Source organism: Rhodosalinus sp. K401, assembly GCF_041365735.1.
Classification (GTDB): Bacteria; Pseudomonadota; Alphaproteobacteria; order Rhodobacterales; family Rhodobacteraceae; genus Rhodosalinus.
The window spans coordinates 112,009-125,509 of record NZ_JBGFSI010000002.1; the positions used below are offsets into that span (position 1 = coordinate 112,009).

17 protein-coding genes are annotated in these 13,501 nt (G+C 69.5%); all 17 read left to right on the top strand.

The annotated features are described in order from the left end of the window. Positions 1 to 37: 37 nt before the first annotated feature. Positions 38 to 1,978 (top strand): biotin carboxylase N-terminal domain-containing protein, encoded by a 1,941-nt coding sequence (locus tag AB6A66_RS02975; protein ID WP_371054734.1) that lies wholly within the window; start codon positions 38 to 40, stop codon positions 1,976 to 1,978. A gap of 12 nt (positions 1,979 to 1,990) precedes the next feature. Continuing rightward, a complete protein-coding gene (locus AB6A66_RS02980; RefSeq protein ID WP_371054735.1) occupies positions 1,991 to 2,845 on the top strand; it encodes a hydroxymethylglutaryl-CoA lyase in 855 nt (284 codons plus the stop codon). Positions 2,846 to 3,020: 175 nt separating this feature from the next. Further along, a complete protein-coding gene (locus tag AB6A66_RS02985; RefSeq protein WP_371054736.1) occupies positions 3,021 to 3,812 on the top strand; it encodes a crotonase/enoyl-CoA hydratase family protein in 792 nt (263 codons plus the stop codon). A 174-nt stretch (positions 3,813 to 3,986) separates the two neighbouring features. Next, positions 3,987 to 4,352 carry an NADH-quinone oxidoreductase subunit A gene (locus AB6A66_RS02990; RefSeq protein ID WP_371036683.1) on the top strand — a complete coding sequence of 122 codons (366 nt, stop codon included), beginning with the start codon at positions 3,987 to 3,989 and terminating at the stop codon, positions 4,350 to 4,352. Beyond that, positions 4,343 to 4,876, top strand: coding sequence for an NADH-quinone oxidoreductase subunit B family protein (locus AB6A66_RS02995; RefSeq protein WP_371036682.1), 534 nt, complete (start codon positions 4,343 to 4,345; stop codon positions 4,874 to 4,876). Before AB6A66_RS02990 ends, AB6A66_RS02995 begins: the two co-directional genes overlap by 10 nt. 29 nt (positions 4,877 to 4,905) lie before the next feature. Continuing rightward, entirely contained in the window at positions 4,906 to 5,517 is a 612-nt protein-coding gene (locus AB6A66_RS03000) for an NADH-quinone oxidoreductase subunit C (RefSeq protein ID WP_371036681.1), read from the top strand. Then, positions 5,514 to 5,711, top strand: coding sequence for a hypothetical protein (locus tag AB6A66_RS03005; protein WP_371036680.1), 198 nt, complete (start codon positions 5,514 to 5,516; stop codon positions 5,709 to 5,711). The genes AB6A66_RS03000 and AB6A66_RS03005 overlap by 4 nt, the downstream gene beginning before the upstream one ends. 10 nt (positions 5,712 to 5,721) lie before the next feature. Next, positions 5,722 to 6,576 carry a sulfotransferase gene (locus AB6A66_RS03010; RefSeq protein ID WP_371054737.1) on the top strand — a complete coding sequence of 285 codons (855 nt, stop codon included), beginning with the start codon at positions 5,722 to 5,724 and terminating at the stop codon, positions 6,574 to 6,576. 1 nt (position 6,577) lies between these two features. Beyond that, positions 6,578 to 7,507, top strand: a complete 930-nt coding sequence (locus AB6A66_RS03015; protein WP_371036678.1) for a sulfotransferase — start codon at positions 6,578 to 6,580, stop codon at positions 7,505 to 7,507. 10 nt (positions 7,508 to 7,517) lie between these two features. Continuing rightward, positions 7,518 to 8,726: an NADH-quinone oxidoreductase subunit D gene (locus AB6A66_RS03020; RefSeq protein WP_371036677.1), complete on the top strand. Its 1,209-nt coding sequence runs from the start codon at positions 7,518 to 7,520 to the stop codon at positions 8,724 to 8,726. A 47-nt stretch (positions 8,727 to 8,773) separates the two neighbouring features. Further along, complete coding sequence (locus AB6A66_RS03025; RefSeq protein WP_371036676.1) at positions 8,774 to 9,088, top strand: hypothetical protein; 315 nt, start codon at positions 8,774 to 8,776, stop codon at positions 9,086 to 9,088. 22 nt (positions 9,089 to 9,110) lie between these two features. After that, entirely contained in the window at positions 9,111 to 10,301 is a 1,191-nt protein-coding gene (locus AB6A66_RS03030) for an NADH-quinone oxidoreductase subunit E (RefSeq protein WP_371036675.1), read from the top strand. Between the two features lie 37 nt (positions 10,302 to 10,338). Then, complete coding sequence (locus AB6A66_RS03035) at positions 10,339 to 11,037, top strand: NADH:ubiquinone oxidoreductase (protein ID WP_371054738.1); 699 nt, start codon at positions 10,339 to 10,341, stop codon at positions 11,035 to 11,037. 13 nt (positions 11,038 to 11,050) lie between these two features. After that, entirely contained in the window at positions 11,051 to 11,269 is a 219-nt protein-coding gene (locus AB6A66_RS03040; protein WP_371054739.1) for a DUF5337 family protein, read from the top strand. Between the two features lie 31 nt (positions 11,270 to 11,300). Beyond that, positions 11,301 to 12,596 carry an NADH-quinone oxidoreductase subunit NuoF gene (gene nuoF / locus AB6A66_RS03045; RefSeq protein WP_371036672.1) on the top strand — a complete coding sequence of 432 codons (1,296 nt, stop codon included), beginning with the start codon at positions 11,301 to 11,303 and terminating at the stop codon, positions 12,594 to 12,596. Beyond that, on the top strand, positions 12,593 to 12,934 hold the full coding sequence (locus AB6A66_RS03050) for a hypothetical protein (RefSeq protein WP_371036671.1): 342 nt from the start codon (positions 12,593 to 12,595) through the stop codon (positions 12,932 to 12,934). The genes nuoF and AB6A66_RS03050 overlap by 4 nt, the downstream gene beginning before the upstream one ends. 124 nt (positions 12,935 to 13,058) lie before the next feature. Beyond that, a complete protein-coding gene (locus AB6A66_RS03055; protein ID WP_371054740.1) occupies positions 13,059 to 13,469 on the top strand; it encodes a DUF5333 domain-containing protein in 411 nt (136 codons plus the stop codon). Positions 13,470 to 13,501: the final 32 nt, after the last annotated feature.

The following is a 13,501-nucleotide window of genomic DNA, read 5'->3' on the forward strand; positions in this document are numbered from 1 at the left end:
CGGAGTTTTTGGGCCAAGAAGAAGGGCTGGGCGTGAGATGTTCGACAGCGTTCTGATCGCCAACCGCGGGGAGATCGCCTGCCGCGTCATCGAGACGGCGCGGTCGATGGGGCTGCGCAGCGTGGCGGTCTATTCCGATGCCGACGCGGGCGCGCGTCACGTCGAGATGGCCGATGAAGCGGTGCGGATCGGCCCGCCGGCGCCGGGCGAGAGCTATCTCCGGGGCGATGCGATCATCGAGGCCGCGCGGGCCGCGGGCGCGCAGGCCATCCATCCGGGCTACGGGTTTCTGTCGGAGAACCCCGACTTCGTGGCCGCGGTGGAGGCGGCGGGGCTCGTCTTCGTCGGCCCCTCGGCCGAGGCGATCCGGGCCATGGGGCTCAAGGACGCGGCCAAGGCGGTGATGGAGCGCGCCGGAGTGCCGGTGGTTCCGGGCTATCACGGCGAGAACCAGGACGACGAGCATCTCTCGGGGGCCGCGGACGCGATCGGCTACCCGGTGCTCATCAAGGCGGTGGCGGGCGGCGGCGGCAAGGGCATGCGCCTCGTCGAGCGGGCGGAGGACTTCCCGGCGGCGCTCGCCTCGGCGCGGGCGGAGGCCCGAGGCGCCTTCGGCAACCCGGCCGTTCTGGTGGAGAAATTCGTCGCCAAGCCGCGCCACATCGAGGTCCAGGTCTTCGGGGACGGGGCGCGGGCGGTGCATCTCTTCGAGCGGGACTGTTCGCTCCAGCGCCGTCACCAGAAGGTGATCGAGGAGGCCCCCGCGCCCGGAATGACCGCCGAGATGCGAGCGGCGATGGGGCGCGCGGCCGTGCGCGCGGCGGAAGCCATCGGCTATCGCGGCGCGGGCACGGTGGAGTTCATCGTGGACGCCTCCGAGGGACTCCGGCCCGACCGGTTCTGGTTCATGGAGATGAACACGCGGCTGCAGGTGGAGCACCCTGTCACCGAGGCGGTCACGGGCGTCGATCTGGTGGAGTGGCAGTTCCGCGTGGCGGCGGGCTTGCCTCTGCCCGCGCGCCAGGAGGAACTCGCGCTTTCGGGCCACGCCTTCGAGGCGCGGCTCTATGCCGAGGATGTGCCGAAGGGGTTCCTGCCCGCGACGGGCCGGCTGTCGCATCTGGGTTTTCCCGCGGCCGTGCGCGCGGACACCGGGGTGCGCGCGGGCGACGAGATCACCCCGCATTACGACCCGATGATCGCGAAGCTCGTGGTCCACGGACCCACGCGGGACATCGCGCTCTCGAAGCTCCGGCGCGCGCTCGAAGAGACGGAGGTGGCGGGCACCGTGACGAACCTCGCCTTCCTGCGCGCGCTCGCACGCCATGACGGGTTCGGCAAGGGCGACGTGGACACGGGGCTGATCGCGCGCGATCTCGACGCGCTCGCCACGGCGCCCGCGCCGTCGCCCGAAACCCGGGCCGAGGCGGCGCTCGCCGCGGCCGGGCTTCTCGCGCCGGCGGGTCCCGCGACGGGCTTCGCGCTGTGGGCGCCGCTGCGGTGGCGCGTCGCGCTCCGCCTTGGCGAGACGGATATCGAGGCCAGGATAACGTGCCTTGGCCCCGATCGGCGGGTCGTGGAGATCGCCGGGACGGAACTGTCCTGCGAGCGCCGCGACGGCGCCTGGCGGATCGGCGGCCGGCCGGCGGCCGGAACCCATGTCGCCGCCGGCGCGGTCACGGTTTTCGGGGTCTCCGGGGCGGAGTTCGAGATCGTCGATCCGCTGGCGCAGGCCTGGGCGGCCGGACACGGGGCGGACGTGATCGAGGCGCCGATGCCGGGCCTCTTGCGCGCGATGATCGCCACGCCCGGCCAGACGGTGCGTGCGGGCGAGCGGCTGGCCGTGCTCGAGGCGATGAAGATGGAACACGCCCTCGCCGCGCCGCGCGACGGGGTGGTGGCCGAGGTGCTGGCGGCCGAGGGCGCCCAGGTCGAGGCGGGCGCGGCGCTGGTGCGGCTCGAGGCGGAGGAAGGCTGAGGAGCGCAGGCCATGGCGGAACGGGTGGAGATCTTCGAGGTGGGCCCGCGCGACGGGCTTCAGAACGAGACGGCGCCGATCCCGACGGCCGACAAGATCGCGCTCGTCGATCTGCTGAGCCGCGCGGGGTTCCGGCGCATCGAGGTGGCGAGCTTCGTCTCGCCGAAATGGGTGCCGCAAATGGCGGATGCGGCGGAGGTGCTCGCGGGCATCCGCCGCGCGCCCGGCGTCTCCTACGCCGCGCTCACCCCCAACATGCGCGGGCTCGAACGGGCCATCGCGGCGCAGGCCGACGAGATCGCGGTGTTCGGGGCGGCCTCGGAAGGCTTCTCGAAGGCCAACATCAACGCGTCGGTCGCCGAGAGCCTAGAGCGGTTCCGGCCCGTGGTCGAGGCCGCGCGGGCCGCGGGCCTGCCGGTGCGGGGATACGTCTCCTGCGTGACGGACTGCCCCTATGACGGGCCGGTCCCGCCGTCGAAAGTGGCGGAGGTCGCGGGCGCGCTCGACGCGATGGGCTGCTACGAGATCAGCCTCGGCGACACGGTGGGGCAGGGCACGCCGGAGCGCGTCGCCGCGATGCTCGAGGCGGTGGTGGCGGCCGTTCCGGCCGCACGGCTGGCCGGGCATTTCCACGACACCGCGGGACGGGCGCTCGACAACATCGAGGTGGCGCTCGGGCAGGGCTTGCGCGTCTTCGACGCGGCGGTCGGCGGTCTCGGCGGCTGCCCCTATGCGCCGGGCGCGGCGGGCAACGTGGCGACCGAGCGGGTGGCCGCGCGGCTTGCCGAGCTGGGTTACGCGACCGGGCTCGACATGGACGTGCTGGGCGAGGCCGCGGCGATGGCGCGCGCGATGCGCGGGGCGTGAGGCAAGGCTTTTCGAAAAGCCTTGCGCGACCCGCTGCGCGGCCGGGCTCGAAAGCGCGGCCGTCCGGCGCGCGGCCCGGGGGCCATGTCGTGCCGGGACATCCCGCGGCAGGTGCTGGCAAGGCTTTTCGAAAAGCCTTGCCCTGGTGAGGCGGAGGCAGTCGGGAGCGGATGACATGCAGGACTTCGAGACGATCCGGATCGGCCGCGATGAGCGCGGCGTGGCGACGCTGACGCTCGCGCGGGCGCAGAAGCACAACGCCATGTCGCCGCAGATGATCGCCGAGCTTTCCGAGGCCGCGCGCCTGCTGGGCGCCGACGAGGAGCTTCGCGTGGTGGTCCTCGCCGCCGAGGGCGAAAGCTTCTGCGCCGGCGGTGATCTCGGCTGGATGCGCGCGCAGATGGAGGCCGGCCGCGAGACGCGGATGGCGGAGGCGGGCGCGCTCGCGCGGATGCTGATGGCGCTCGACCGGCTGCCCAGGCCGCTCGTCGGGCGCATCCACGGCAACGCCTTCGGCGGTGGCGTGGGCCTCGCCTCGGTCTGCGACGTCGCGGTGGGCGCGGAAGGGATCCGCATGGGGTTCACCGAGACCCGGCTGGGGCTCATCCCGGCCACCATCGGGCCCTACGTCGTGGCGCGCATGGGCGCGGCGCGGGCGCGGCGCGTCTTCATGTCGGCGCGGCGGTTCGGCGCGGAAGAGGCCGTGGCGCTCGGTCTTCTGGCCCGCGCCGTGCCGGCCGACGACCTCGATGCCGCCGTCGAGGCCGAGGTCGCGCCCTATCTCGCCTGCGCGCCGGGGGCGGTGGCGGAGGCCAAGGCGCTCTTGCGCGCGCTCTCGCGCCCGGTGGAGGAGGCGGATATCGCGCAAACCGTCGCAGCACTCGCCGATCGCTGGGAAAGCGCCGAGGCGGCCGAGGGCATCGCCGCCTTCTTCGAGCGGCGCGCGCCCGGCTGGGCAGAGGGGTAGCCGCCAGGCTTTGCACCGGCCGCATGCGGCGGTATGCAGCATGTGTCGCCGCGGCCGGATCGGGTGCCGCGGCATCGGCGTCGGTTGACCGCCCCGGGGGTGGAGAGTAGATCGTTGCCTGACGGGCGCGGCGCGCTGCCGCCGCCTGCGGGCGGGCATGACAAGGAGAGCTCCGTGGAAGAGACGCTCAGGGAATACCTCCCCATCCTCGTTTTCCTGGCCATCGCGATCGGGCTCGGGCTGGTGCTGATCCTCGCGGCCACGGTGATCGCGGTGCGAAATCCCGACCCCGAGAAGGTGTCGGCCTATGAATGCGGCTTCAACGCCTTCGACGACGCGCGGATGAAATTCGACGTGCGCTTCTACCTGGTGTCGATCCTGTTCATCATCTTCGACCTCGAGATCGCCTTCCTGTTCCCGTGGGCGGTGGCCTTCCAGGACATCTCGATGACGGCGTTCTGGTCGATGATGGCGTTCCTCGCGGTGCTGACCGCAGGCTTCGCCTATGAATGGAAGAAGGGGGCCATGGAATGGCAGTGACCACCGGCGCGAACGCGGCCGGCCCGGATCCCGAGCACGGCACGCAGCTTCTGAACCGCGAATTGCAGGACAAGGGCTTCCTTGTCACGACGACGGAGGACCTCATCAACTGGGCGCGCACCGGCTCGCTGCACTGGATGACCTTCGGGCTGGCCTGCTGCGCGGTCGAGATGATGCACACCTCAATGCCGCGCTACGACGCCGAACGGTTCGGCGTCGCGCCGCGCGCGAGCCCGCGCCAGTCCGACGTGATGATCGTCGCGGGCACGCTCACGAACAAGATGGCGCCGGCGCTCAGGAAGGTCTACGACCAGATGCCCGAGCCGCGCTACGTGGTCTCGATGGGATCCTGCGCCAATGGCGGGGGGTATTACCACTACAGCTATTCGGTGGTGCGCGGCTGCGACCGGATCGTGCCGGTGGACATCTACGTGCCCGGCTGCCCGCCCACTGCCGAGGCGCTGCTCTACGGCATCCTCCAGCTTCAGCGGAAGATCCGCCGCACCGGCACCATCACGCGCTGACGCGGCCGGCCCGTAACGGAAAGGTAAGCATGACCGACGCCCTCAAAGAACTCGGCGCCCATGTCGAGGCGAAGCGACCCGACTGCGTGCTGTCCTGGCAAGTGACCCGCGGCGAGCTGACCGTGTCGGTCACGCCGGCGCGCATCGCGGGGCTGGTGGAGTTCCTGAAATCCGACGCGGCCTGCGGCTTTTCCACCCTCGTGGACATCACCGCGGTCGATCGGCCGGAGCGGCCCAAGCGCTTCGACCTCGTCTACCACCTGCTGTCGATGTACCAGAATCACCGCATCCGCTTGCGGGTCCCGGTGAGCGAGGACGACATGGTGCCCTCGATCACCGACGTGCACCCCTCGGCCGGCTGGTTCGAGCGCGAGGTGTTCGACATGTTCGGCATCCTCTTCTCCGGCCATCCGGACCTGCGCCGCATCCTCACCGATTACGGCTTCCGCGGTCATCCGCTGCGCAAGGATTTCCCGACCACGGGCTATACCGAGGTGCGCTATGACGAGGTGCAGAAGCGCGTGGTCTACGAGCCCGTGAAGCTGGTGCAGGAATACCGGCAGTTCGATTTCATGAGCCCCTGGGAAGGCGCGGATTACATCCTGCCCGGCGACGAGAAGGGTGAGGAGGCCGCGAAATGATGGGGCCGATGAACGGCGGCGGCCTGATCGGACTGCTCTTGATCGCGGTGCTCGTCGTCGTACCCTTCTGGAAGCTTCTGCCGCGGTTCGGGATGCCCGGCTGGCTTGCGCTGGCGGCGCTCGTGCCGCTCGGGGCGGTGGTGCTGCTGTGGGTCATGGCCTTCAGGGACGACGTGTCCGCCAGGCGCGGGTAAGGCGCGCCGCATGGCCCAGCCCCTGCTTCTGTTCGGCCTCGGCGCCACGAAGGCTGGCAGCGGCTGGCTTTACCGCTACCTGCGGGGGCACCCGGAGTGCAGGATGAAAAGCGTGAAGGAACTTCACTTCTTCGACACGCTGCAGGCGGGCCGGCGGCCGCGCCGGCTGCGCAAGCTCGACGCGGCGATCTCGGCCGAGGCGCGGCGGGCGGATGCCGGGCAGACCCGCGCGCTCCGCCGCGTGAGCGACCTGCAGGAACTGGCCGAGGTGACCCATGCCGCGACCGACGCCGCCTATCTCGATTACCTGATGCGCGGGCGCGGTGAGGCTAAGCTGGTGGGCGACATCACGCCCGCCTACGCGTTGCTGCCCGCCGACTGGCTTCGGCGCATGCAGGCGCTCAGCCCGGGCACGCGCTTCGTCTACCTGATGCGCGACCCGCTGGCGCGGCTCTGGTCCAACCTGCGCATGGTCGCCCGGCGCGATGCCGAGGGCGCGGCGCTCGGCCCGCGCGCCAACCGGCTCATGGCGGAGTGGCTCGACGGCGGGCATCGCGACGTGGCGGCGCGGAGCGACTATGCCGGCGTCCTGTCGCGCCTCGATGCCGCGCTGGAACCCGCGCGGCTCTTTCTCGGCTTCTTCGAGGAGGTCGTCACCGCGCCCGTGCCCGACGCGCTGTGCCGTTTCCTCGGCCTGACCCCGCGCCCCGCGGCCGCGACCCCCGTGCACGAGGGCGTGCCCGCGACGCTCGACCCCGACCTGCGCGCCCGCGCGCTCGCGCGCCTCGCCCCGCAATACGATACCGTCGCGGCCCGCATGGGCCGTTTGCCGCCGTCGTGGCAGGCGAGTTGCGGAGCGATTTGACATGCGGCAGCACGATCACTTGCGCTATCGCGGTTGCCGCGAAGAGGTTGGTGAAGCACCAATCTTTTACTGCATCGGTGCAGCCAAAGCCGGCACGACCTGGTTGCACTCTTACTTTGCGCAGCACCCGGAATGCTACATGCGAAGCGTCAAGGAAATCCATTTCTTTGATCGCAAGGCCGGCAGGCGCGATGCAGTGGCCCGGCAACTGGAAGTGCGGGTAAGCGAGGCTTTGCGTCGCCAATCGAGATTTTCGAAACCGGGCGGACTGAGGACGAAAGAGTTGTCCTTCCTTCGCGACGCGATTGAGTGGGCGGACCTTCTGGACAGGGCAGATGCAACGTCCCGTGACTATCTGGCCTACCTTTGGCCTCGACAGGCCGCGCGGTCTGGGGCGAAGCGCTGCGGCGACATCACACCCCAATACGCCACGCTCGACGGTAACGCGTTCTCGCGGATGGCAGCTCTTGGCAGCGACGCGCGGTTCGTATTCATTCTGAGAGATCCGGTCGCGCGCTTGTGGTCGCATCTGAGAATGCGCGCACGCATCGCGCAACGCCGCGAGGGCCGCAGCGTGACAGCCCATCAGCTTGCAGAAGACTTCCTTGCAGGGAACCTCGACTTGCAGCACAGCATGGCAGCTTTCTGTGACTACGGCGGCACTCTTGATCGGCTTTTCGGTCAAGTCGCGCGAGATCGGGTTCACGTCGCCTTTTTCGAGGAACTGTTCACGGCACCGGCGTTGGGAAGACTGTGCACGTTTCTCGGCCTGAGCGCGATGCCCCCGCCTTCGGTCGATCCGCTGAACGAAGGTGCCGCAGAGTCGATTGAAACCAAGATGCATGATCGTCTTCGGGTATGGCTCGAGCCTCAATACCGCGCCGTCCGGGAGCGAATTCCGGGCGGCTTGCCAGACGATTGGGTGAGATGAGGATAGGATGATGGACGGCCAGTTCGACGACGTGCTCACCGGCGAGCAACGGATCCGCAACTTCAACATCAATTTCGGGCCCCAGCACCCGGCGGCGCATGGCGTGCTGCGTCTCGTTCTGGAGCTCGACGGCGAGATCGTGGAGCGGTGCGATCCGCATATCGGGCTGCTGCACCGCGGCACCGAAAAGCTGATGGAAAGCCGGACCTACCTGCAGAACCTGCCCTATTTCGACCGGCTCGACTACGTCTCGCCGATGAACCAGGAACACGCCTGGTGCCTCGCCATCGAGAAGCTCACCGGCGTGGAGGTGCCGCGCCGGGCGAGCCTGATCCGGGTGCTCTACTCCGAGATCGGACGGGTGCTGAACCACCTGCTGAACGTCACGACGCAGGCGATGGACGTGGGCGCGCTCACCCCGCCGCTCTGGGGGTTCGAGGAGCGCGAGAAGCTGATGGTCTTCTACGAGCGCGCCTGCGGCGCCCGGCTTCACGCCGCCTATTTCCGCCCGGGCGGCGTGCACCAGGATCTGCCGCCCGCGCTCCTCGACGACATCGAGGCATGGTCCGAGACCTTTCCGGCCGTGCTCGACGACATCGACGGGCTTCTGACGGAGAACCGGATCTTCAAGCAGCGCAATGTCGATATCGGCGTGGTCAGCGAGCAGGAGATCCTCGACTGGGGCTTCTCGGGGCCGATGGTGCGCGGCTCCGGCCTTGCCTGGGACCTGCGCCGTGCGCAGCCCTACGAGTGTTACGACGAGTTCGACTTCCAAGTGCCCGTGGGCAAGAACGGGGACTGCTACGACCGCTACCTCGTGCGGATGGCCGAGATGCGCGAGAGCGTGAAGATCATCCGACAGGCGATCGTGAAGCTGCGCGCGGAACCGGGCGAGGTGATCGCGCGCGGCAAGATCGCGCCGCCCTCGCGCGGCGACATGAAGACCTCGATGGAGGCGCTGATCCATCACTTCAAGCTCTACACCGAGGGATTCCACGTCCCCGAGGGCGAGGTCTATGCCGCGGTCGAGGCACCCAAGGGCGAATTCGGGGTCTACCTGGTGGCTGACGGGACCAACCGGCCCTACCGCGCGAAGCTGCGCGCGCCGGGGTTCCTGCACCTGCAGGCGATGGATCACATCTCGCGCGGCCATCAGCTGGCCGATGTGGCGGCGATCATCGGCACGCTCGATGTGGTGTTCGGAGAGATCGACCGCTAAGACGGCGCCCGGGGGCGACCCCGGAGCAAAGGAGGGGACGGGCAAGAATGACGACGACGACAGAATTGGGCCTGCCCCGCGCCGCCGTGCTCGCGGTCGCCGCGGCCGCTGCGCTCGCGGGTTGCGCGATGCCGCCGGAGAACGTGAGCGACGCGCAGCTTGCGGATTACGATCTCGCCGTGGCCAGCATCGGCTGTGAGCTGCGTTACGAATCCGATTACGCGCCGGTCGAGCTTCAGGCCGGCCTCACCCGCCAGCAGGTTCTCGACATCTCGCAATACCGCCTTGCCAGCGACCAGGCGGTGCGCACGTCCGAGGGCGGCGTGCGGCTCGTCTCCGGGCCCTGCGCCCCCGCCGCCTGAGCGATCAACCGAGGGAGCTTCCATGCTTCGCCGTCTTCACCACGAACAACCGGAGAGTTTCGCCTTCACCCCCGCCAATCTGGAATGGGCGCGGGCGCAAATGACGAAATATCCCGAGGGCCGGCAGGCCAGCGCCATCATCCCGCTTCTGTGGCGCGCGCAGGAGCAGGAGGGCTGGCTGTCGCGGCCGGCCATCGAATACGTCGCCGACCTGCTGGGCCTGGCGCATATCCGCGCCCTCGAGGTCGCGACCTTCTACTTCATGTTCCAGCTCGCGCCGGTGGGCTCGGTCGCGCATGTGCAGGTCTGCGGCACGACCTCCTGCATGATCTGCGGCGCCGCGGACCTGATCGGCGTCTGCCGCGAGAAGATCGCCCGGGAACCGCACGAGCTGAGCCCTGACGGCAAGTTCTCGTGGGAGGAGGTCGAGTGCCTCGGCGCGTGTTCGAACGCCCCGATGGCGCAGATCGGCAAGGACTATTACGAGGATCTGACCGCCGGGCGGCTGGGCGAGATCCTCGATGCGCTGGCGGCGGGCGAGGTGCCCTTGCCGGGGCCGCAGCAGGGGCGCTACGCGTCCGAACCCGCGGGCGGGCTGACGAGCCTGCACGCCCATGGCGAGGAGCGCCTGCCGCGCAACGCCTCCGTCGCGCTCGCCGAGGAGCTGGGCGACACCGTGAAGCGGATCGACGGCAGCGAGGTGCCTCTCGTGACCCCGTGGCGCGACCGGTCCGGCAACGACACCGCGCCCGAGCCCGACCCGCACACGCCGGTCCTCGCCGAGGAACTGCCCGCCGACGACACCGGGATCGACCGGCGCGAGGCCCCGGTGAAGGGCCGGGGCAAGCCCGAGAGCGGCGCTCCGGCCCCCGAGGCCAGGCTCGACCCCGACGCGCCGCGGCCCGAACCCGATGCCGCCGATCTGGGCACGCGACCCGAGGGCCTGGAGGCCCCGCGCGAAGGCGGGCCGGACGACCTGAAGAAGATCAAGGGGATCGGCAAGAAGCTGGAAAAGCTTCTCCGCGGTCTGGGCTTTTACCATTTCGACCAGATCGCCGGCTGGACGGCGAAGGAGATCGCCTGGGTCGACCAGAACCTCGAGGGCTTCAAGGGCCGCGTCACGCGCGACAACTGGGTGGAGCAGGCACGGGTTCTTTCCGAAGGGGGAGAGACGGATTTCTCGGAGCGTGTTAGTAAGGGCGATGTCTATTGACGCTGCCTTGCAAACCGACATCTGAGGGGGAATGGGAATGACGACCAGCAGCAAGGACGATACCTGCCTCAAGTTCTGCTGGGGCCTCGCCGCCGTGGCCGGGCTTGGCATGGTGGTGGCGCTGAACGACAGGATGTGGTTCCTCGTCGCGCTCGTTCTGGGCGGCGCGTTCGGGGCCGGCATGGGCGTCGTGCTTCAACGCAAGGTCTGCGGCATACTCGGCAATCCGCTGGAGGACACCACGCTTGGCGAGCTGACCGGGATGGAGCCGCTTCGCCGGGAAAAGCTGGAGGCGCTGGACATGGCCGAGACCGAAGCGCCGGCGCCGCGCCACGTGCCGCCGGCGTCGTCCGCCCCGGCCTCCGCAACGCCGCCCGCCGCGAAGGCCGCCGCCAGCACCGCCGCGCCGAAATCGGCCGGTCCGGAAGAGAGCGCCGGCAAGGTCGGCGCGGCCGCCGCGAAGGAGGCCGCCGGGGCCGGGGGCGGGACGAAGCCGGCGACACTGTCGGCCCCCCGTGGCGGCCAGGCGGACGATCTGAAGAAGATCAAGGGCGTCGGCCCGAAGCTCGAGACGCTGCTGAACAGCCTCGGCTTTTACCATTTCGACCAGATCGCGGCATGGTCCGAGGACGAGATCGCCTGGGTCGACGAGAACCTCGAAGGCTTCAAGGGCCGGGTGACCCGCGACGACTGGGTGGCGCAGGCGAAGGACCTGGCCGCCGCAAAGAGCGATTGACGACGGGGGCGCGATGAGCTCGGAGGACCGGCAGCGACGGATCGCGCGGCAGGGGCGGATCGCCGCGCTCGTGATCGCCGGCGCCGGTCTCGCCGCGATCCTCGCGCCCTGGCTCGTGGCGCTTGCAGGTTTGCCTGTGCGCTACGAGATGCTGATCTATTTCGCCTCCATGGGCGCCTTTCTCTGGGCGCTCGTGGTGGCGGCAAGACTGTGGCGCGCCCGCGACCGATGAGGACGCGCCCGGAGCTGGGAAGGACTGTTCGATGCTGAAGGACGAAGATCGTATCTTCACCAACCTCTACGGCATGCATGACCGCTCGCTCGCCGGGGCAAAGGCGCGCGGCCACTGGGACGGCACCGGCGCGATCATCGCCCGCGGCCGCGACGCGATCGTGGAGGAGATGAAGAAATCGGGCCTGCGGGGCCGGGGCGGCGCAGGCTTCCCTACGGGCCTGAAATGGTCCTTCATGCCCAAGGAATCCGACGGCCGCCCGGCCTACCTCGTGGTCAATGCCGACGAGTCCGAGCCCGGCACCTGCAAGGACCGGGAGATCATGCGCCACGATCCGCACACGCTGATCGAGGGCTGCCTGATCGCGTCCTTCGCGATGGGGGCGCATGCCTGCTACATCTACATCCGCGGCGAGTACATCCGCGAGCGCGAGGCGCTGCAGGCCGCGATCGACGAATGCTACGAGGCGGGGCTGCTGGGTCCCAACGCCGCCGGCTCGGGCTGGGATTTCGACCTCTACCTGCATCACGGCGCGGGCGCCTACATCTGCGGCGAGGAGACGGCGCTTCTGGAAAGCCTCGAGGGCAAGAAGGGCATGCCGCGCATGAAGCCGCCCTTTCCGGCGGGCGCGGGCCTCTACGGGTGCCCCACGACGGTCAACAACGTCGAATCCATCGCGGTGGTGCCCACCATCCTGCGCCGCGGCGCGGACTGGTTTGCGGGCTTCGGGCGTGCGAACAACACGGGCACCAAGATCTTCGCGATCTCGGGGCATGTGAACCACCCTTGCGTGGTCGAAGAGGAGATGTCGATCTCCTTCGAGGAACTGATCGAGCGGCATTGCGGCGGCATCCGCGGCGGCTGGGACAACCTCAAGGCGGTGATCCCCGGCGGCTCCTCGGTGCCGATGCTGCCCGCCTCGGTCATGCGCGAGGGGATCATGGATTTCGACTGGCTGCGCGAGAACCGGTCGGGCCTCGGCACGGCGGCGGTGATCGTGATGGACCAGTCCACCGACATCATCAAGGCGATCTGGCGGCTGTCGAAATTCTACAAGCACGAAAGCTGCGGCCAGTGCACGCCCTGCCGCGAGGGCGCGGGCTGGATGATGCGCGTGATGGAGCGTCTGGTGAACGGCGAGGCGGAAGTCGAGGAGATCGACATGCTGCTCGACGTGACCAAGCAGGTGGAGGGCCACACGATCTGCGCGCTGGGCGACGCGGCGGCCTGGCCGATCCAGGGCCTCATCCGGCATTTCCGCGACGAGATCGAGGACCGCATCAAGGCGCAGCAGACGGGCCGCGCGAGCGCGGTGGCCGCGGAATGAGAGGGCGGCGGCGCGCGATCATCGCGGCGCTTGCCGCGGCAGCGACGCTGGCCGCGTGCGGCCAGGGCCAGAGCCGCGTGGCGTTCGACGGCAACATCTACCCCGCCAGCGTCTCGACCATCGGTGGCGAGCGGGAGAAGTTCACGATCTCGGTGCGCAATGCCGGGCAGGGGCTTGCCGGCGCCCGCGAGGCCGGCCGCTACGAGGCGACCGTCTACTGCATCCGCAATTACGGATCCTCGGCGGTGCGCTGGACGCTCTCGCCAGATGCCGAGGCGTCCGCGCTGCGGATCGAGAATGGCGCGCTCCTTCTTCAGGGAGAGTGCCTGGGCTGGTAGGACGGTATGGTCGCCAGAGAGGCGCGGCGGGCCCCGTGTTATTGCATGACAGGCGATCATATGTCGTCTCTTGGGCGACGCGCGGGACCACGATGCATCCCGCGAACCCGGGGAGAGTTCGACCATGCGAAGACCGATTGCCGCCGCCCTCGCCGCCATGCTTCTGGCCGGCACCGCCACTGCGTCCGACGCGCGCCCGCCGCTGCGCGAGGTGGAGGAGATCGATGGCGCCCTCCTGGCCGTGGCCATCGCCGACGAGATCCGCACCCGCTGCGACACCATCGACGCGCGGATGCTTCGGGCGCTCGCCACGCTGAACCGGCTGGAAAACCGCGCCCGTGACCTCGGCTATACGAAGTCCGAGATCGACGCCTACGTGAACAGCAAGGACGAAAAGGCGCGCATCCGCGCCCTCGGCGAACGCTATGTCCGCCAGCAGGGAGCCGACCCGGAAAGCCTGGCCGATATCTGCGATCTCGGCCGGCGGGAAATCGCCCGGGGCAGCGCCATCGGCGCGCTGCTCAGAAAAAAGTGAGGGTGGTGGTTTCAGGGGGTCCCTAGGCTCCA